Consider the following 19,054-nt stretch of genomic DNA (forward strand, 5'->3'; position numbering starts at 1 on the left):
GAGCTCCTCGGGGGCCGGCACCGGCCCCGGAGCCGCCCCCCGAGCAGAACCCGCCGGGTTGACCCGCGGCATGTGGATCGGTTGGCTCGAGTTCGACGTACTGCTGGGCGACGTGCGGTCCCTCAAACAGAAGCGGTCGGTGATTCGTCCCGTGGTCGCCGAGTTGCAGCGCAAGTTCAGCGTGTCGGCGGCCGAGGTGGGTTCGCATGACTTGTACCGGCGAGCGGGCATCGGCGTCGCCACGGTGTCCGGGGACCGCGGTCATGCCGTCGACGTCCTGGACGCGGCCGAGCGGCTGGTGGCCGCGCATCCCGAATTCGAGCTGCTGTCGGTGCGGCGCTCGTTGGTGCGCAGCGAGGACCTCGGCTAGCTAGCCGTCGCGGCCTTCACGCTTGCGGCCCAACGGCATGGGCGCGACGACGCCTGGCGCGAGCCGGCGTGTGAAGATCAGGAAGGCGGTGTGCCCACGCATCGAGTGCTGCGGCCGGACCGCGAGACCGACGACGTTCCAGCCGCGCTGCAACGTCTCCCACGACCGCGGCTCGGTCCAGCACTGCTGTTCCCGCAGGGCCTCGACCGCGCGCGACAGCTGGGTGACGGTCGCCACGTAGATGATCAGCACGCCGCCGGGAATCAGCAGCCGCGCGACCGACTCCAGCACCTCCCACGGCGCGAGCATGTCGAGCACGGCGCGGTCGAAGGATCCGTCCGGCAGCTCGGAGTCGGAGACGTCGCCGATGATCAGCTGCCAGTTGTCGGGCGCCTGGCCGCCGTGGAACACCGACACGTTGCGTTCGGCGTGCTCGGCGTGATCGGCGCGCAGCTCGTAGGAGGTCACCCGGCCGTCGGGTCCGACCGCGCGCAGCAGCGAGCAGGTCAGCGCGCCGGAGCCGGCGCCGGCCTCCAGCACCCGCGCGCCCGGGAAGATATCGCCCTCGTGCACGATCTGGGCGGCGTCCTTCGGGTAGATCACCTGGGGTCCGCGCGGCATCGACATCACGTAGTCGATCAGCAGGGGCCGCATCACCAAGTACACGGCGTTGTTGCTGGACTTGATCACGCTGCCCTGCTCGAGCCCGATCAGCGCGTCGTGCGGAATCGCCCCGCGATGGGTGTGGAACTCGGCGCCCGCGGTGAGCACCACGGTGTAGTGCCGACCCTTGGCATCGGTGAGCTGGACACGCTCGCCCTCGGTGAACGGGCCGGATACGGACACGCGGTCTAGCGTGCCAGCCGACTCGCCGCCGCAGGTGCTTGGGGGTTGTCGGCGCCCGGTCCTAGGCTGCCGACATGATCGTCCAGCCCGAGGCGCCCCTGTCTGAGGCGCCCCAGCCGGAGATGCGCCCGGCGGGCCAGGTGTACCGCCCGGCCCTGTCGCCGTCGCGGGCCGCGGACTTCAAGCAGTGCCCACTGCTGTACCGGTTCCGGGCCATCGACCGGCTGCCCGAGGCCCCGTCGCCGGCGCAGTTGCGCGGCTCGCTGGTCCATGCCGCCCTGCAGCAGCTGTACGGCCTGCCCGCCGAACAGCGTGGCCCCGACACCGCCATGGCGTTGGTGGAGCCCGCCTGGGACCAGGTCATCGGGGCGACGCCCGAGCTGGCCGCCGACGTGGATCCCGGGCAGCGCGCCCAGTTACTGGCCGAGGCGCAGGCGCTGCTCGCCGGTTACTACCGGCTCGAGGATCCCACTCGCTTCAACCCGGAATGCTGCGAGCAGCGCGTCGAGGTGGAACTCGCCGACGGCACCCTGCTGCGTGGCTTCATCGACCGGATCGACGTCGCCGCCACCGGCGAACTGCGGGTGGTCGACTACAAGACCGGCAAGGCGCCACCGGCCGCCCGGGCCCTGGCCGAGTTCAAGGCCATGTTCCAGATGAAGTTCTACGCGGTGGCGCTGTTGCGTTCGCGCGGTGTGCAGCCCACCCGGTTGCGGCTGATCTATCTAGCTGACGGACAGGTGCTGGACTACACGCCGGATCACGATGAGCTGCTGCGCTTCGAGAAGACGTTGATGGCGATCTGGCGGGCGATCCAGTCCGCCGGGCACTCCGGCGATTTCCGGCCCACCCAGTCGCGGCTGTGCGACTGGTGTCCCCACCAACAGCACTGCCCGCTCTTCGGCGGCACCCCGCCGCCCTACCCGGGCTGGCCGGAAACCCTTGTCGTGCAGAATGATTCACATCCCACTGAACCGGCCGCCTAAGCCTGGCCGTCCAGCGGCGAGAGCTCCTGCAGCATCGTGGGAATCAGCTCGCTGACGGTGGGATGGATGTGCATGGTGCGCGACAGCGTGGTGTAGGGCGCCTTGGCCGACATCACGTCCAGGATGGCGTGGATGGCCTCGTCACCGCCGACCCCGAGGATGGCGGCACCCAGGATCTCCTGGGTGTCGGCGTCCACCACGACTTTCATGAAGCCTTGTGTCTCACCCTTTTCCACCGCCCGGCCGACCCGGGTCATCGGCCGCTTGCCGACCAGCGCCTGGCGTCCCGACGAGCGGACCTGATCGACGGTCATGCCGGCGCGCCCCAACGGCGGATCGATGTAGAGCGCGTAGGTGGTGATGCGGTCACTCACCCGGCGCGGGTCCTCGTCCAGCAGGTTGGCGGCGACGATCTCGAAATCGTTGTAGGAGGTGTGGGTGAATGCGCCCTTGCCGTTGCAGTCGCCCATCGCCCAGATGTGTTCGACGCTGGTCTGGAGCTGATCGTCGACCACGATGTAGCCGCGGGCATCGGTCTGCACCCCGGCCGCGTCCAGGCCCAGGTCGTCGGTATTGGGTCGCCGGCCCACCGCCAGCAGCAGGTGACTTCCCTGAACGGGCGCGGCGCCCTCACCAGGGGTCAGCTCGAACCCATTGCCGTTCTTGGCTATTCGCACATCGTCCGCCCCGACGATGACGTCGATGCCCTCGGCGCGCAGGATTTCTTCGATGGTGGCCGAGACGTCCTCGTCCTCGCGCGACGCCAGCCGCGCGCCCCGTTCGACGACGGTCACCCGGGCCCCGAACCGGCGGTACATCTGCGCGAACTCGAGCGCGATGTAGCTGCCGCCGACGATGACGAGATGCGTTGGCACCGTGTCGAGTTCGAGGATCGACACGTTGGTGAGGAAGTCGACGTCGGACAGGCCCGGAATGTCGGGCACCACCGCACGCCCGCCGACGTTGAGGAAGATACGGTCGGCGCTCAGCTCATCGTCACCGACCCGCAGCGTGTGCGGATCCCGAAAGACCGCGTGCCCGCGAAAAACGGTGCAGCCCTTCATGCCCTCGAGCCAATCCTCGACGCCCTTGCGGTCGCCCAGCATGATCTCGTCTTTACGGGCCTTGACCTTTGCCATGTCCACGCTGACCGGCCCGGTCCCGACGCCGTATTCCGCGCCGCGGCGCGCGAGATGGGCGGCGTGCGCTGAGGCCACCAGCGTCTTGGTCGGGATGCACCCGGTGTTGACGCAGGTGCCGCCGATCAGCTTGCGCTCGATCAAAGCGACGCGCTGTCCCGCAGCGGTCAGCCGGCCTGCCAACGGCGGGCCGGCCTGCCCGGCCCCGACGATGATCGCATCGAAATGCGCTGTCACTTAACCGCCGTCAGCAGGTATTCGGTCAGCAGGTGGCCCGTCGCCGCCGCGATGGCGAACCCGCCCACGATCGCGACGGCGTCCTCGAGCAGCGCGATGGGCAGGTCCCTGCCACCCGTCGCCGCCACCAGTCGCTTGCGCGCCTGGTAGCCGCCGAGGGTACCGAGCACCGCACCGATGACACCGGCGCCCAGCGCGGTGAACGTCCAGTGCGGCCAAGCGCCCAGCGCGGCGCCCGCGAGCCCACCGGTGACGATCCGGGCCGCGAAGATCGGCGCCGCGGTGCGCGCCGGCGTCTTGGGCAGCTTGTCGTTGATCAGTTCGCCGATCGCCAGGACGGTGAAGATGATCACCGCAATGATGTTGGTCAGCCAACTCGCCCAGGTGCCGTGCAGGTCGATCCAGCCGATGTAGGCGGCCCAGGCCACGACGGCGGGCGCCGTCAGCGACCGCAGCCCGGCCACGACGCCAATCAGTAAAGCCAACAAGACGAGCAGCGCGTGTGTCACGGAAACCCTCCTGGGAGACGAACAGCCGGCGACCGATGCAGGGACGGCCCATTCGCCAACCCGGGCAGTCCCCCGAGGCGGACGCTAACACAGCCGCGGGTCTTACACCGCGTACGAATCAGAACCGGCAAAACCTGATGTCAGACGCCAGGATCGCCTTCGCGCCGATGGCGGACAGCTCGTCCATGATCTCGTTGACGCCCCGACGCGGCACCAGCGCGCGGATGGCAACCCAGTCCGGATCGGCCAGGGGCGCGATGGTGGGCGACTCCAGCCCCGGCGTGATCGCCGTGGCCTTATCCAGCACCGAACGGGGGCAGTCGTAATCGAGCATCAGATACTGCTGGCCGAACACCACGCCCTGGACCCGCGCCACCAGCTGATCGCGCGCCGCCTGCGTCCCCGCGTTGCTGTTCGAGTCGCTTTCGATCAGCACCGCTTCCGAATCGCACAGCGGGTTGCCGAAGGCGACGAGGTTGTGCAGGCTCAGGGTGCGCCCGGAGCCCACCACGTCGGCGATCGCGTCGGCCACGCCGAGCTGCACCGAGATCTCCACCGCGCCGTCGAGCCTGATGACGGTCGCCTCAATACCACGCCCCGCCAAGTCTTTTCGGACCAGATTGGGGTAGGCGGTGGCGATCCGTTTGCCGGCCAGGTCGGCGATCTTCCAGTCGCGCCCGGCCGGTGCGGCGTAGCGAAAGCTGGACGAGCCGAAGCCCAGCGCCAGACGCTCGCGCACCGGTGCGTCGGAATCGCCCACCAGGTCCCGGCCGGTGATGCCCAAATCCAGCTCCCCCGAACCCACGTAGATGGCAATGTCTTTGGGCCGCAGGAAGAAGAACTCGACCTGGTTCGCCGGGTCGATGACGGTCAGGTCTTTGGGATCGGTGCGACGCCGGTAACCGGCTTCCGTAAGGATCTCGCAGGCCGGGTCGCTGAGCGTGCCCTTGTTGGGGACCGCAAGCCGCAGCATGGTCATAGCTTCCGATACACGTCGTCGAGGGTCAGGCCACGCGCCACCATCAACACCTGCGTCCAGTAGAGCAACTGGCTGATCTCCCCGGCCAGCTCGTCGTCGGATTCGTGTTCGGCGGCCAGCCACACCTCGCCGGCTTCCTCGAGGATCTTCTTGCCCAGGCCGTGCACGCCGCCGTCGAGCGCTGCGACCGTCGCGCTGCCGGCCGGCCGGGTGCGGGCGCGCTCGCCCAACTCGGCGAACAGATCCTCGAAGGTCTTCACGGCCAGCGATTGTTTCACGCCACCGCGAGTAAAGTCACGGCGGTTTAGCCCCGGCGGCGTCCTCGCGGGTTCGTCAGTCGAATCCGGCGAGGGTGAGGCGCAGCGCCGCCTCCAGCTGCACGTGGAACGCCGGGCCTTCGGCGACGTTCGAGGTCAACCAGCCGTCGAGGACGAATTTCACTGTGGCCAAACTGGTGTGGACCAACAACGCGGGTCGGATGTCGGCCGCCGAATCGACCCCCATCCGATGGGCGACCTGCTCGATCAGCTTGCCGTGATCGGTTGCGCTGACCAAGACGGACTTGCTCAACAGGTGGGGCGCGGTCGCGACGGCCAGTCGCCAGGTATCGAGGTCGTCGACCTCGCTGACATCTTTGGCGTGCGTGACGAACAGCTGAATCAACGCTTCGACCGGTGACTCATGGGGCGGCCTGGTGCTGTAGGAACCCACGATCTCTGCGGCGGCCTCCCGGACGGGATCGACCAGCAGGCCCTCCTTGGTGGGCGCGTACCGGAAATACGTGCTGATGGAGATTCCAGCGGCCGCGGCGATGTCCTCGGTCGTCACCGCCTCGAAGCCGCGCTCGGCGAACAGCCGGTGGGCGGTCTGCTGGATCTGGGACAGCAGTTCAGCACGGCGTCGGTCACGCAACGATATGTTTGCTGAGGGCATGCCATCACCTTCGTCAATCCGACATTAGAACCCCACGACGCCGTTTACCGACGAACTCAGATGAGTGACTCTACACTATTGAAAGTCCCTATCAAGTAGGCTAGTGTGATGCAGCACACACCAATGAGCTGCGGAGATCTGGGGCTTGTTGACACTATTTTAATAAGAATAGCGTTCAACCGTTGCCCGACGTTCTCCGCTCGGCACTCAGGACTTAGGGGCGGGAAGAGGGCCGATGACAGCGGTAGCTGGTACGCGATGACTTGCGCCATGGGTTTGCTAGGCGGTCCGCGGGTCACGCCGCTATGACGACCACCGAGTTCGATGGCGTCACCGCTATCCGGAACTGGTCCGTGGGGTACGTCAAACGCCACCCGATCGCCTCGCTGACGACGGTAGGTGAACAGTTCGTGCTGGGTGTGCGAACCGCCCAATATTTCTTCTACGACCTGGCGACCGGGCGGTTCCAGTGGCACGAGTTCGTCCGGCAGGGCGCATTCATGGCCGGCACCGCCGTGTTGCCGACGATCCTGGTGTCCCTGCCGATCAGCGTCACGTTGTCCATCCAGTTCGCCTTGCTGGCCGGCCAGGTGGGTGCCACGTCGCTGGCCGGGGCGGCCAGCGGGCTGGCGGTCATCCGGCAGGGGGCGTCGCTGGTCGCCGCGGTGCTGATGGCCTCGGCGGTCGGCTCGGCCATCACCGCGGACCTCGGTTCGCGAACGATGCGCGAAGAGACCGACGCGATGGAGGTGATGGGCGTCTCGGTGATCCGCCGCCTGGTGGTGCCCCGTTTCGCCGCGGCGGTAATGATCGGCGTGGCCCTCACCGGCGTGGTGTGCTTCGCCGGGTTCTTCGCGAGCTACCTGTTCAACGTGTACTTCCAGAACGGGGCGCCGGGCAGCTTCGTGTCGACGTTCGCGTCGTTCGCCACGACCGGCGACATGATCCTGGCGCTGATCAAGGCCATCGTGTTCGGCGCCATCGTGGCGATCGTGTCCAGCCAGAAGGGCCTGTCCACCAAGGGCGGGCCGACCGGCGTGGCGAATTCGGTGAATGCCGCTGTGGTGGAGGCGATTCTGCTGCTGATGATCGTCAACGTCGCGATCAGCCAGCTCTACATCATGTTGTCACCGCGGACGGGGCTGTGACATGACGGCCTCCGCTTATCAACCGTTCGCACCGATTTCGGTCCCCCTCGTTCGGCTCTACCGCCGCGGCAAAGTGCCGGTCATCCGGCTCGGCCACCTCCTGGTCTTCTTCGTCCGGGCCGCGGTCGCGGTGCCGCTCGCCCTGCGCCAGTACCGCGCCGAATTCCTGCGGCTGCTGTCGAACATCACCTGGGGCAACGGCTCGATCGTGGTGGGTGGTGGCACGGCCGGGGTGGCCGTGGTGCTCGGCATGACGGTCGGCGCGCTGGTCGGCATCGAGGGGTACAACTTCCTGGATCTGCTCGGTCTGGGGCCGGCCACCGGGTTCGTCTCGTCGTTGGTCAACACCCGTGAGCTGGCTCCCCTGATGGCGTCGCTCGCCTTCGCCATGCAGGGCGGCTGCCGCTTCACCGCCCAGCTGGGATCCATGCGGATCGCCGAAGAGATCGACGCGATGGAATCGATCGCCATCCGCCCGATCCCCTACCTGGTGACCACCCGGCTGATCGCGTCGGTGGTGGCGATCGTCCCGCTGTACGCCGCGTGCCTGGCGATCGGATACCTGAGCACCCAGATCGTGGTGGGCCTGGGCAGCGGCGGCTCGACCGGCTCCTACCTGCACTACTTCACGCTGATGCTGGCCGGCCAGGACATCGTCTACTCCTTGTTCAAGGCGGTGATCTTCGTCTGGATCGCGTCCACGATCCAGTGCTATTACGGCTATTACGCGAGCGGCGGGCCCGAGGGCGTCGGGGTCGCCGCCGGACACGGCATGCGGGCCAGCATCACCGTGGTGATCATCGTGAACATGCTGCTCACCATGGCACTGTGGGGCGTCGACTCCGGCGCCAGGTTCGGCGGGTAGGTCGGTGAAACGTGCCCAATTCCTTTGAGCTGGACGGCCGCGGCCCCTCCGATCGGCAGCTGTTCGGCATCGGGATCGCGGTCGTGGTGGTCAGCGCCCTGGTCACCACCGCGATGTTGGTGAAATCCACCGGCAGGCTCAACGACTACGTGCGGGTGGTCGCCGATCTGATCAACGTCGGCGATGGCCTTCCCCAGAAGTCCGACGTCAAATACCGCGGCGTCCTGGTCGGGATGGTCAACGGCGTCGTCCCGGCGGCGCACGGCAAGCCCAACTACGTCCACATCGACCTCAAAGAGGAATACGCCAAGTCGATTCCGGCCAACGTGACCGCACGCGTGGTGCCGAGCAACGTCTTCGCCGTGTCGTCGGTCCAACTGGTGGGGTCCCCAAACCAGGAGGGCCGCGGTGGGAAAATCCGCGACGGCGCGCACATCTCGGAGGACAAGCGGCTGCCGACGGTTCTTTTCCAGACGACCGTGAGCAAGCTGCGCGACGTGCTCGCCGCCGCGGGTCGTGGCCGTGACGACAGGTCGGTGGGGATCCTGGCCGCGCTGGGCGCGGCGACCGATCACCGCCGCGTCAGCCTGCTGACCGCCGGTGCCCAACTGAATCGCCTTCTCGATCAACTCAATTCGATCGTCAGCACCGACGCCGGCCCCTCGACGGTGTCGGCGCTGCTGGATGCCACCACGGGGCTCGCCCAGACGGCGCCCGATCTTCTCGATGCGTTGCATCAGGCCGTCGAGCCGATGCGAACCTTCGCCGAGACGCGCGGGCAGTTGGCCTCGCTGCTCTCCGGCGCCGACTACACGGTCAGCACCACTCGCCAATCGTTCGACAACCACATCGACCAACTCATCAGGATCACAAGCGATTTCACGCCGGTGCTCGGCATCTTGGCGGAGAAGTCGAACAACTTCGTGCCCGCCGTCACCAAACTGGACAACCTGGCCAACCAGTTCATGGAACAGGTCTGGAACCCGCGGACCAACCTGGGCAACATGCGCGCGATGCTGACGTTCACGCCCAGTTCCACCTACACCCGTGCCGACTGTCCGCATTACGGCGAGCTCAAAGGGCCCAGTTGCTTCACCGCACCGCTGATTCCGGTGCGCCCCGATCTGCCCGACGTGCTGTTGCCGCAGAACTACCATCCGCCCAAGGACCTGGCCCCACCGCCCGGCACGGTGATCGGCCCGGACGGAAACCTGGTCGCGGTGGGCCCGCCGCTGGTGAACGGACCACCAAACCTGGTCGACCCCAATCCGCCACTCGCTCCCGGCATTACGCCGTCGCCGCCGGTGCCGGGCAGTGCGAACCCCGACAACCCCTCACCCGGGGCGCCCGCGACGCCGCAACCACACGAACCGTGGGTCGCGCCGGTGGCACCGAAGGCGCCGTGGATCCCGCAGGCCGCGTACCGGGCCTCGTTCGGCGGCAACGTGGGACCCGTTGGGAGTCAATACGAACGCACCATGCTCGGCGTGATCACCGGCGCCCCCGCGACCGAGGCCACCGAACTACTGCTGGGACCCGTCGCTCGCGGGACCACGGTCTCACTCGCTCATCCGCCCGGGGAGGCCAAATGAGGTTTCGCGGCCCGCTCCTCGCACTGACCCTGTTCATGATCGTCTCGCTGACGCTGACCTGGCTGGTGTATGTGAGCCTGCGGCGTGACGTCGCCGGCGACACCGCCAGGTACACGGCGGTGTTCAGCGACGTGTACGGACTACGCGAGGGCGACGACGTCCGCATGGCCGGGGTGCGCGTGGGCCGGGTCGAAAAGGTGGAACTGGACGGGACTCTGGCGAAGGTCTCGTTCGTGGTGCAGTCCGACCAGCGGTTGTTCGGAAACACCCTGGCGTCGGTGACCTACCAGAACATCGTCGGGCAGCGTTACCTCGGGCTGTCCCTGGGCAAGGAAGGCAGTCCGCAGCTGCTGGCGCCGGGCAGCACCATCCCGTTGGAGCGCACCGAGCCCTCTTTCGACGTGACCACGCTGCTCAACGGCTACGAGCCGTTGTTCAGCCTGCTGAACCCCCATGACGCCGACAACCTCACCAAGGGCATCATCGCCTCGCTGCAGGGCGACACGTCCTCGCTCACCACGCTGGTCGGCCAGACCTCCACGCTGACACAGACTTTCGCGGGCCGCGACCAGGCCCTGGGCAGCGTCATCACCAACCTCAACAAGGTGGTCGGCAACCTCGCCCAACAGAACGACGATCTCGACGGGGTCATCACGGCGGCCCGCAGCGTCGTCGGCGACCTCGACCGGCGGCGCCCGGACCTGGTCGCCTCGGTCGGTTCGCTGGCCCGGGTGACCAACCGGCTGTCGGCCTCGGCGACCGACGTCTACCCGGCGCTGCGCGAATTCATCGATCGCCAGCCCGGCGTCACCAAACACATCATGAACGTCGAACCGCAGGTGGCGTTCTTCGGCGACAACATTCCGCTGCTGCTGAAAGGCCTTACCCGCGTGGGCAATCAGGGCGCCTACGGCAATGCCTACGTGTGCGACGTGAACTTCATGGGTTTCTTCCCCGGGCTCAACGATGTCGTGCCGATCATCATCAACGCGGCCACGCCGGGCAACCGGGCCTGGCACACCCCACGCTGCAGGAGCACGGTCGATGGCTGAGGCATCGGTACGGCGGCGGTTGTCGGGGCTGACGAAGCGCCCGCTGGAAAGCTACAACAAGACCTGGCTCGGGTTCATCGCCGTCGCGGTGGTCGCGGTGGTGATTTCAGTCATGCTGGCGGTGCACGCGATCGGCGCCGCCTATCGCCATTACACCGCCGAGTTCCTGCAAGCGGCCTCGCTGCGGGCCGGCAACCCGATCGTGGTCGCGGGTATCCCGGTGGGCAACGTCACGAGCATGAAACTCGTCGGCGACCATGTCGAGGCGGGGTTGAAGGTCCGCGACGACATCAAGCTGGGCAAGGATTCTCGTGCACAGATCCGGGTCACCACCATCCTGGGCTCGCGCTATCTCGCGCTGGAACCCAAGGGGCCCGCCCGCCTGCCCAACGAGACCTTCGACCTGGGGCACACCGAGGTGCCCTACGACCTGCAGGCCGCGCTGCAGGACGCCACCACCACCTTCGAGCAGGTCGACTCCGACAGGTTCGCCCAATCGCTGGCGGTGCTCGGCAAGCAGCTTGAGGGCCTGCCCGCCGTTGTGCCGCAGGCGATCACGAACATCAACACCTTGTCGTCGATCATCGCGGTGCGACGCGACCAGCTGGGGCAGCTGCTGCGCAGCACCGAGCAGGTCACCAACACGCTGCGCCGCCAGCAGGCCGGCATCGGCGCCCTCGTCGACCAGGGTCAGGACCTGCTGGGCCAATTCGTCGCGCGGCGCGCCGTTTTCCACGCGATGATGCAATCCCTGTCGAGTCTGGTCGACACCATGAGCCAGGTCGTGGTCAACGACCGCTCGGGCCTGGACGCGTTGATCAGAGACATGCGCGACTTCACCAACTTGATGTCGGCGCACGACGACCTGCTGCACAGCATGCTACAAACCAGCCCGATCTTCTTCCGCGAGGCGGCCAATCTGACCGGTGACGGCAACGCGATCAACTTCAACGCCCCCAATGTCCCGTTGATCGACTCGTGGATGTGCGCAATCAGCGGGCGTGCCAAGCAGTTCGGCATGATCCAGTACTTCAAGGACTGCAAGTGAACGGGCTCGGCGCCAAGGCGCTGGCCATCGTCGCCGCGGTCGCGGTCCTCGCCGCGGCGGTCGGCGCCGGCTGGTGGTACCTGAGTTCGGACGACGACACAATCACCGTGACGGCCCAATTCGACAGCGCCTCAGGCCTCTACGAGGGCAACGAGGTTGCGGTGCTGGGCATGCCGGTGGGCAAGATCACCAAGATCAACCCCAAGGGGGGTTACGTCGAGGTCCAGTTCACCGTCGACCGCCACGTCAAGGTGCCCGCCACCGCGCAGGCCGTCACGGTGTCGACGTCCATCCTCACCGACCGGCAGATCGAGCTGACGCCGCCCTACCACGGCGGACCGACCCTGCAGAATCACGACACCATCGGGCTGCCCAGGACCAAGACCCCCGTCGAATTCAGCAGTGTCCTCAATGTTTTGGACAAGGTGACCAAGTCGCTCGAGGGTGACGGGCGAGGCGGCGGCCCGATCGCCGACGTGCTCGGCGGCGGCACCGAGGTGGTCAACGGCAACGGCGAGAAGATCAAGGCGGCGCTGGGCGAGCTGTCCAAGGCGCTGCGGCTGTCCAGCGACGGCGGCGCGGCGACCCGCGAGCAGATCACCACGATCGTCAAAAACATCAGCACGCTGTTCGACGCCGTCGCCGCCAACGACTCGAAACTGCGCGAATTCGCCTCCACCATCCACCAGGTCAGCCGGATCATGGCCGACGAGGACCTCGGCAGCGGCAACACCGGGCGCAAGCTCGACCAACTGATCCAGCGGGCCGGTGACCTGCTCGACGCCAACCGCGACAACGTCAAACAGGCCGTCCTGCACGGCAACGGCACGCTGATGACGGTGACCGACCAGCGGCGCGACCTGGCCGAGCTGCTGGATCTGGCCCCCTTGGTGGCCGACAACGCCTACAACATGATCGACCGGGCGAACGGCAGCGTGCGGGCCCGCTTCCTGACGGACCGATTGCTGTTCGACAGCCAGTACACCAAAGAGATCTGCAACCTGATGGGGCTTCGACAACTGGGCTGCAGCACCGGGACCATCCAGGACTTCGGCCCCGATTTCGGGTTGACCTACGTGCTCGACGGCATGGCCGCCATGGGGCAGAAATGACGGGCGCGGGCGTGCGGGGCATGCTCACGGCGGTGGCCGCGGCGATGGTCACCGCGGGATGCGCCACGAACGGCCTTGCCAGCCTGCCCCTTCCGGCCCCGGGCCTGGGGTCCGGCGGTTATTCGCTCAACGCGGTGTTCTCCAACGCGCTGAACCTGCCGATGAACGCCAAGGTCAAGCTCGCCGGCGCCGACGTCGGGCAGCTCGAATCGATGGTCGCCCGCAATTACACGGCGGTCACGCGGCTGCGCATCCGGGATGGCGTACAGCTGCCGCGGGGCAGCACCGCCGAATTGCGCACCGCGACACCGCTGGGCGACGTCTTCGTCGCGCTGAAGCCACCGGGCGATGCCGACGGGCCGCTGCTGCGCGACGGGGACACCATCGGCCTGGACTCGACCGCGGCCGCCGCGACCGTCGAGTCGGTGCTGAGCTCGGCGGCGATCCTGGTGAACGGCGGGGCGGTGCGCAATTTCACCAACATCATCAACGGGTTCGGCAAGGCGACCGGAGATCAGGGCCAGGCGTTCGGAGACATGATCCGCAAGTCCAACGAGCTACTCGCGACGCTGGACGGCCGATCCGATCAGATCTCGCACGCGTTGACCCAATTGTCGCGCCTGGCCGACCAACTCGACGCCAAGAACCAGACCATCAGCGACCTGATGTCGGCGGCCCGCCCCGCCACCTCGGCCCTGGCCGACAACACCAGTCAACTGTCCAACCTGGCCGTGCAGGTCGGCGACACCTCCCGGTTGCTGGCCAGGTTCCCGTCGATCGGCGGGACCGACACCAGCGGCCGCAGCATGATCCGCGACCTGAACACGATCGCCGGGGCCGCCAACGACGTTGCGATCAGCCCCGACACCAGCTGGCTGTCGATAAACCGGCTGATTCCCGCGCTGGTCAAATCCACTGCGGGGAACTCGATTTCGGTGAACGTCGGCGTGGACAAGATCATGCTCGGATCGCTGCCCGACATCGGATTCCCCGGCGACATCGGGCTGCACGGGCCGCACCACTACAACGTGAACCTGCTCGTCGGCACCCTCAAATACACCCTGTGGCGACTGCAGGAACGTGTGGTCGGCCGGGGACCCAATTCGCCTCAGGTTCCGGTGATTCCGGATCCCAACATCCCGGGACAGATCGACGTCGCGCCCGGGCCCCCGCCCGCACCGCCAGGGCCGCAACCGTGATCCGCGCCGTCGCCGACTTCGCCAATCTCGTTGTGCGCGCGGTGCGCACCGCGCACCGGCAGCAGGTCTGGTTGTCGGTGGCCGGCCTGGTGCTCATCCTGGTCGTGGCGACCGCCTATCTGCTCGTCGGCGCGTTGCGAGTGAAACCCTTCGCCTCGTCCTACCGGGTCACCGTGCAGCTGGCGGAATCCGGCGGCCTGCTCCCAAACCAGGACGTCGCGCTGCGCGGTGTTCGCGTCGGGCGCATCGAATCGCTGCAGATCACCGACGACGGCGTGAACGCCGTCGCCAGCATCACGTCGCAGGTGCGGATCCCGGCGAACAGCGTCGTGCACGTGTCCGCGCTCTCGCCGGCCGGTGAGCAGTACATCAACTTCGAGGCAGCCTCCGACGCCGGGCCGTATCTGCATGACGGCAGCCTGATCGCCCTGGACCACACCACCGTCCCGGTCAGCTTGGCGCAGTTGCTCGGTGACGCCGATGGGCTGCTGGCCCAGGTCGACCCGCACAAGATCGAGTTGATCAAGAAGGAGTTGAGCCTGAGCAGACAGGGCCCGGCCAAGCTGACCGCCATCGTGGACGGCGGCACGTTCCTGCTGTCGACGCTCGATTCGGTGCTGCCCCAGACCACCAGCATCATCAAGACCAGCCGGGTGGTGCTCACCCTGGCGAGCGATAAAAACGCCGGATTGGGCTCCGCCGCAACCGAACTCAACCAGACGCTGACCGGCGTGGCCAGAATGCAGGCCGGTTACCGCCGGTTGACGCAGCAGACGCCGCGCACGCTGTCGGCCGTCGACAATCTGTTCGCCGACAATTCCGACACGATGGTGCAGTTGCTGGGCAGCATGGCCACCATGTCACAGCTGTTCTATCTGCGGGTCCCGGCGCTCAACGCACTGTTCCCCGACTACCGCGGGTCGGTATTGGACGCGGTGACGAGCGCCTTTCACGACGGCGGCGTCTGGGCGACCGCCGACCTGTATCCCCGCTACGTCTGCGACTACGGGACACCGGCGCACGCCTCCTCGGCCGCCGACTATTACGAGCCGTTCATGTACACCTACTGCCGCGACGACGACCCGGCGGTCTCGATCCGCGGGGCCAAGAACGCGCCACGTCCGGGCGGCGACGACACCGCCGGCCCGCCGCCGGGCGCGAACCTGGGCCAGCGAACCGATCCGACCCCGCGGGGCCGCTACACCATTCCCACCCCCTACGGCGGTCCGCAGCTGCCGATCGAACCGCCGCACTGAGCCCTGGCCCATCCCAGCCGACCTTTAGGAGATGATCGTGGTCGTGACCACCAAGAAGAACCCGAAAGTCGACGCCGACACGGACACGGACGTCGAAGCGGAAACGGGCGCCGAAACAGCGGCAGCCGCAGGCGAAGACACCGGCGAGGCGCGCGCCGAGGAGTGCACCGACGAGGCTGACGGGCAGGACGAAGACGAGGACGAAGGTGGCCCGCTGCTCAAACGAAAGCGTCCCGACACCGAGCGCGCCCAGCGGCCCTGGCGGCGGTATCTGCGCCGCAGCGTGCTGCCGGTGTTACTGGTTGCCGTGCTTGGCGTTTCGGGGTTCCTCGGGTGGCGGCAGTGGCAGGACCATCAGCTGAAGGTGGCGGGCGAACAGGCCCAACAGGCGGCCATCGCCTATGCGCAGGTGTTGACGAGCATCGATTCGAACAAGGTGGACGACAACTTCAAGCAGGTGCTGGACGGCGCGACCGGCGAATTCAAGGACATGTACACCCAATCCAGCGTCAAGCTTCGCCAACTGCTGATCGACAACAAGGCGACCGCGCACGGCGTGGTGGTGGACTCGGCCATCCAGTCCGAAACGACCGACAAGGTCGTCGTGCTGCTGTTCATCGACCAGACCGTCACCAACACCGCCGCGCCCGACCCGCGCATCGACCGCAGCAGGATCAAGATGACCATGGAGAAGGTCGACGGCCGCTGGCGGGCAAGCAAAGTCCAACTCCTCTGAGTCGAGCGGAGCAACCCATGCTCAAGAGACTGGCGGCGGCGTTTGTATTGATCACGGCCGCAACGATTCCCGGCGCGGCCACCACGCACGCGTCCGCGCCGTCGTTCTGCGGTCAGCTCGGCGGCAACTGGGACGGCCAGTACTGCCACACCGCGGTGACCTCGGAACGCAACGCCGTTCGCGACATCAAGGTCGCCGTGCCCGACGACCTGGTCGACAATCCGACCACCGGGCCGGTGATCCGTGACTACCTGCATACCCTGGTCAGCAACTGGAAGACCGCAAACGCCAGCATGGCCGCCGACAGCTACGGCGAGGAGAACTTCGAGGTCTTCCGGCACGGCAACCTGCTCAGCGCGGTGTTCCACGAGGACTATCACGCCGACGGGCCCAAACCCAACAACGCCTATCGGACATTCACCTTCGACATGGCAGCGGGCCGACGGGTGCAGCTCGCCGATCTGACCACGTCGAACCCGCTGACCGCGATCCCGCCGCTGGCTGCGCCGTTCATCGATACCGCACTCAATCAGGCTCCGCCACCGCATGATCCGGGCACCTACCCGTTCATCCTCGACCGTTGGACTCCCGACAAGGTTTACTCGGGCGCGTACAAGGCGTGGGCGCTGACGCCCGACGAGTTGATCATCTACATGCCCGACTATCCGGTCGGCCACGACGAGCCGATCAACTTCTCCCCCGGCCTGCCGCAGTGGTACATGGACGGGGGCACCGTCCAAGCGCACATCCCGCTGTCGGCGCTGGATCCGGTGCTGCGCATCTGAACGGGGCCCTCGGTCCTGGCGCATCGGCTCCGCATGTGGCCGAGTCGTTTTCACTCCGGCGAATCGCGCGCCGCTTTCTGTTACTCACGACGCGGGCGACCCGTGTAAGTCGGCCTCGGATGGGTACGTTCCGAAAGTGCGCCCGCCTCTTTGCTATCTGAGTACTTGCCCTGCTCGCAATCTCCAGCCGTCACCCAGTCACCCCGCGCTGCCCGTGCGGACGATCTGATGGCCACACCCAAGCCGGTGCCCGAGGACCTGCGCCAGCTGGCCCAGGCCCATGGCGTGGCGACCTTTTACCGCAATGAGCGGCGAGAACCGGTAGAAGTCGATGCCGACGTGGTGGTCCGCGCGCTCGCATTGCTCGAGGTCGACGCCGCCAGCGAGGCCGATCGGCGCCGTGAATTGGCGAAGCTAGCCGAGCGCAAGCGCGCTGGAGCCCTGGCACCGACAATCGCGATGCGACTGGACGGCCGGCCGCGGCCGTTGCCCGGCGCGGCGGCGTTGATCGGCGAGGACGGCACCCGCGCCGACGTGCGCGACGAACTGCCCGGCGATCTGGCGCCGGGCTGGTACCGCCTGCACACCGGGGACGGCCAAGAAGTCACCCTGGTCGCGGCCCCGCCGCGGGTGCCCCAGACAGCGGTGACCTGGGGATGGATGCTGCAGCTCTATGCGCTGCGCTCGGGCCGCTCCTGGGGCATCGGCGATCTGGGCGACCTGCGGGAGTTCATCGAGTGGACCGCGGCGGCGCACGGCGCGGGCGCGGTACTGCTCAACCCGCTCAACGCCCCCGGCCCGACGCATCCGGTTCAGCCCTCGCCCTACACCCCGTCCAGTCGACGCTTCGCCAACCCGCTGGCCCTGCGCATCGAGGACCTCGACGCCTACCATCGAGCCGACCCGCAAACCCGCGCGGAAGTCGACGCCCTGCGCGTCTGGCCGGAGACCGAGCGGATCGACCACGACCTCGTCTGGGCCGCCAAGCGCGACGCGCTGGAGTTGCTGTGGCGCGCGGAGGATCGGCCCTGCCCACTGGACGAGTCCCCCTCCTCCGGGGCGCTGCGCGACTGGGCGACCTACTGCGCGCTGGCCGAGCGGTACGGCGGGCGCTGGCCGCGATGGCCCGAACCCCTGCGCGATGTCGACGGACCGGGGGTGACCCAGGCTCGCCGGGAATTGGCCCCCAGGATCGCCTTTCACGCCTGGGTGCAGCAACGCTGTGCCGAACAGCTCGGCGAAGTCCGCAGCGCCGCGCGACGAGCCGGCATGGCGCTGGGTGTATTGCACGACCTGCCGGTCGGCGTCGACTCCGACGGGGCCGACGCGTGGGCCCTGGCCGACATGCTGGCCACCGGAGTTCACGTCGGCGCTCCCCCGGACAATTTCACCCCGCGCGGTCAAGACTGGGGGCTGCCGCCCTGGCGGCCGGACCGGCTCGCCGCCACCGGGTACACCGCGCTGCGAGACATGCTGCGCGCCATACTCGTTCACGCCGACGGACTGCGGATCGACCACGTCGCGGGATTGTGGCGGTTGTGGTGGATACCGCCGGGCGAGTCGGCCGACCGGGGTACCTACGTGCACTACGACGCCGACGCCATGCTTGCCGTGCTCGCGCTGGAAGCCCAGCGGGCCGGCGCGACCGTGGTCGGCGAGGACCTGGGAACTGTCGAGCCCGAAGTCACGGAAGCGTTGGGCGACAACGGAATGCTGGGCTGCGCGGTGTCCTGGTTTACCCGGGACGAGTCCGCGCCCGGCGAACCCTTGCTTGCGTCGTCGCGGTGGCCGGCGCGGGCGGCCGCGAGCCTCTCCACCCATGACCTGCCCACTGCGGCCGGCTTTCTGCGCGGCGAACACGTGCGGGCGCGCGCCGAGCTCGACCTGCTCGACGACGTACCGGCGGAGCAGGCCGCGGCCGACAAGGAAAAGGCGGAGTGGCTGGCCCTGCTGCGTTCCGAAGGGCTGTTGCCCGACGACCCGGACGAGGACGACGGCCCGAACGAGAACGCCATCATCACCGCGATGCACCGGTTCTTGGCGGCCACGCCGAGCAAGTTGAAGCTGATCTCGCCCTACGACATCGTCGCCGAACCGCGACAACCGAATCTGCCCGGCACCATCGACGAATATCCGAACTGGCGGCTGCCGTTGCCCCAAACGCTGGAGCAGCTGCGCGAGGACCCGCGCGTCGCCGAGATCACCGCAATATTTCAGGCCGCCGCCGAGGGCTGAGCCCGCCGAGGACTCAGTCGCCCGAAG

19 protein-coding genes are annotated in these 19,054 nt (G+C 67.6%); 13 read left to right on the forward strand and 6 right to left on the reverse strand.

The features are described from left to right. The first annotated feature begins 70 nt into the window (after positions 1–70). Positions 71–370 carry a DUF503 domain-containing protein gene (locus tag A5622_RS00205; RefSeq protein ID WP_066867493.1) on the forward strand — a complete coding sequence of 100 codons (300 nt, stop codon included), beginning with the start codon at positions 71–73 and terminating at the stop codon, positions 368–370. On the opposite strand, the gene trmI is transcribed toward A5622_RS00205, so the two are convergent. Continuing rightward, positions 371–1,216, reverse strand: coding sequence for a tRNA (adenine(58)-N(1))-methyltransferase TrmI (trmI, locus tag A5622_RS00210; RefSeq protein WP_066867490.1), 846 nt, complete (start codon positions 1,214–1,216; stop codon positions 371–373). Positions 1,217–1,338: 122 nt separating this feature from the next. On the opposite strand from trmI, the gene A5622_RS00215 reads away from it, so the two are divergent. Then, positions 1,339–2,202, forward strand: coding sequence for a RecB family exonuclease (locus A5622_RS00215; protein ID WP_156749027.1), 864 nt, complete (start codon positions 1,339–1,341; stop codon positions 2,200–2,202). On the opposite strand, the gene A5622_RS00220 is transcribed toward A5622_RS00215, so the two are convergent. The 5 genes from A5622_RS00220 to A5622_RS00240 form a co-directional block, all read right to left on the reverse strand. Next, positions 2,199–3,578, reverse strand: a complete 1,380-nt coding sequence (locus A5622_RS00220; RefSeq protein WP_066875916.1) for an FAD-containing oxidoreductase — start codon at positions 3,576–3,578, stop codon at positions 2,199–2,201. The two genes, A5622_RS00215 and A5622_RS00220, sit on opposite strands and share 4 nt — an antisense overlap. Beyond that, positions 3,575–4,087: a DUF4126 family protein gene (locus tag A5622_RS00225; protein ID WP_066867483.1), complete on the reverse strand. Its 513-nt coding sequence runs from the start codon at positions 4,085–4,087 to the stop codon at positions 3,575–3,577. The genes A5622_RS00220 and A5622_RS00225 overlap by 4 nt, the downstream gene beginning before the upstream one ends. 118 nt (positions 4,088–4,205) lie before the next feature. Then, positions 4,206–5,060, reverse strand: coding sequence for an ATP phosphoribosyltransferase (gene hisG / locus A5622_RS00230; protein ID WP_066875995.1), 855 nt, complete (start codon positions 5,058–5,060; stop codon positions 4,206–4,208). A gap of 2 nt (positions 5,061–5,062) precedes the next feature. Beyond that, positions 5,063–5,344, reverse strand: a complete 282-nt coding sequence (locus tag A5622_RS00235) for a phosphoribosyl-ATP diphosphatase (RefSeq protein ID WP_066875917.1) — start codon at positions 5,342–5,344, stop codon at positions 5,063–5,065. A 55-nt stretch (positions 5,345–5,399) separates the two neighbouring features. Next, positions 5,400–5,999 carry a TetR family transcriptional regulator gene (locus A5622_RS00240; protein WP_066875918.1) on the reverse strand — a complete coding sequence of 200 codons (600 nt, stop codon included), beginning with the start codon at positions 5,997–5,999 and terminating at the stop codon, positions 5,400–5,402. 305 nt (positions 6,000–6,304) lie between these two features. On the opposite strand from A5622_RS00240, the gene A5622_RS00245 reads away from it, so the two are divergent. From A5622_RS00245 to malQ, 11 genes are all read left to right on the forward strand, one after another. Next, on the forward strand, positions 6,305–7,147 hold the full coding sequence (locus tag A5622_RS00245) for an ABC transporter permease (RefSeq protein WP_066875919.1): 843 nt from the start codon (positions 6,305–6,307) through the stop codon (positions 7,145–7,147). 1 nt (position 7,148) lies between these two features. Further along, positions 7,149–8,012 carry an ABC transporter permease gene (locus A5622_RS00250; protein ID WP_066875920.1) on the forward strand — a complete coding sequence of 288 codons (864 nt, stop codon included), beginning with the start codon at positions 7,149–7,151 and terminating at the stop codon, positions 8,010–8,012. An 11-nt stretch (positions 8,013–8,023) separates the two neighbouring features. Then, complete coding sequence (locus tag A5622_RS00255; protein WP_066875921.1) at positions 8,024–9,604, forward strand: MlaD family protein; 1,581 nt, start codon at positions 8,024–8,026, stop codon at positions 9,602–9,604. Continuing rightward, on the forward strand, positions 9,601–10,656 hold the full coding sequence (locus tag A5622_RS00260) for an MlaD family protein (protein ID WP_066875922.1): 1,056 nt from the start codon (positions 9,601–9,603) through the stop codon (positions 10,654–10,656). Before A5622_RS00255 ends, A5622_RS00260 begins: the two co-directional genes overlap by 4 nt. Next, positions 10,649–11,704 (forward strand): MCE family protein, encoded by a 1,056-nt coding sequence (locus A5622_RS00265; RefSeq protein ID WP_066875923.1) that lies wholly within the window; start codon positions 10,649–10,651, stop codon positions 11,702–11,704. Before A5622_RS00260 ends, A5622_RS00265 begins: the two co-directional genes overlap by 8 nt. After that, complete coding sequence (locus tag A5622_RS00270) at positions 11,701–12,816, forward strand: MCE family protein (RefSeq protein ID WP_066875924.1); 1,116 nt, start codon at positions 11,701–11,703, stop codon at positions 12,814–12,816. Before A5622_RS00265 ends, A5622_RS00270 begins: the two co-directional genes overlap by 4 nt. Continuing rightward, a complete protein-coding gene (locus A5622_RS00275) occupies positions 12,813–14,015 on the forward strand; it encodes an MCE family protein (protein ID WP_066875925.1) in 1,203 nt (400 codons plus the stop codon). The genes A5622_RS00270 and A5622_RS00275 overlap by 4 nt, the downstream gene beginning before the upstream one ends. Next, the gene (locus A5622_RS00280) at positions 14,012–15,271 is read left to right on the forward strand and encodes an MlaD family protein (protein WP_066875926.1); all 1,260 of its coding nucleotides are present in this window, start codon (positions 14,012–14,014) and stop codon (positions 15,269–15,271) included. The genes A5622_RS00275 and A5622_RS00280 overlap by 4 nt, the downstream gene beginning before the upstream one ends. A gap of 31 nt (positions 15,272–15,302) precedes the next feature. Beyond that, entirely contained in the window at positions 15,303–16,007 is a 705-nt protein-coding gene (locus A5622_RS00285; protein ID WP_066875927.1) for a tetratricopeptide repeat protein, read from the forward strand. 17 nt (positions 16,008–16,024) lie between these two features. After that, a complete protein-coding gene (locus A5622_RS00290) occupies positions 16,025–16,792 on the forward strand; it encodes a mannan-binding family protein (RefSeq protein WP_066875928.1) in 768 nt (255 codons plus the stop codon). A 228-nt stretch (positions 16,793–17,020) separates the two neighbouring features. Further along, positions 17,021–19,027, forward strand: a complete 2,007-nt coding sequence (malQ, locus tag A5622_RS00295) for a 4-alpha-glucanotransferase (RefSeq protein WP_066875931.1) — start codon at positions 17,021–17,023, stop codon at positions 19,025–19,027. Positions 19,028–19,054 lie beyond the last annotated feature (27 nt).

Source organism: Mycobacterium sp. 1245801.1, from assembly GCF_001673055.1.
GTDB lineage: Bacteria > Actinomycetota > Actinomycetes > Mycobacteriales > Mycobacteriaceae > Mycobacterium > Mycobacterium europaeum_A.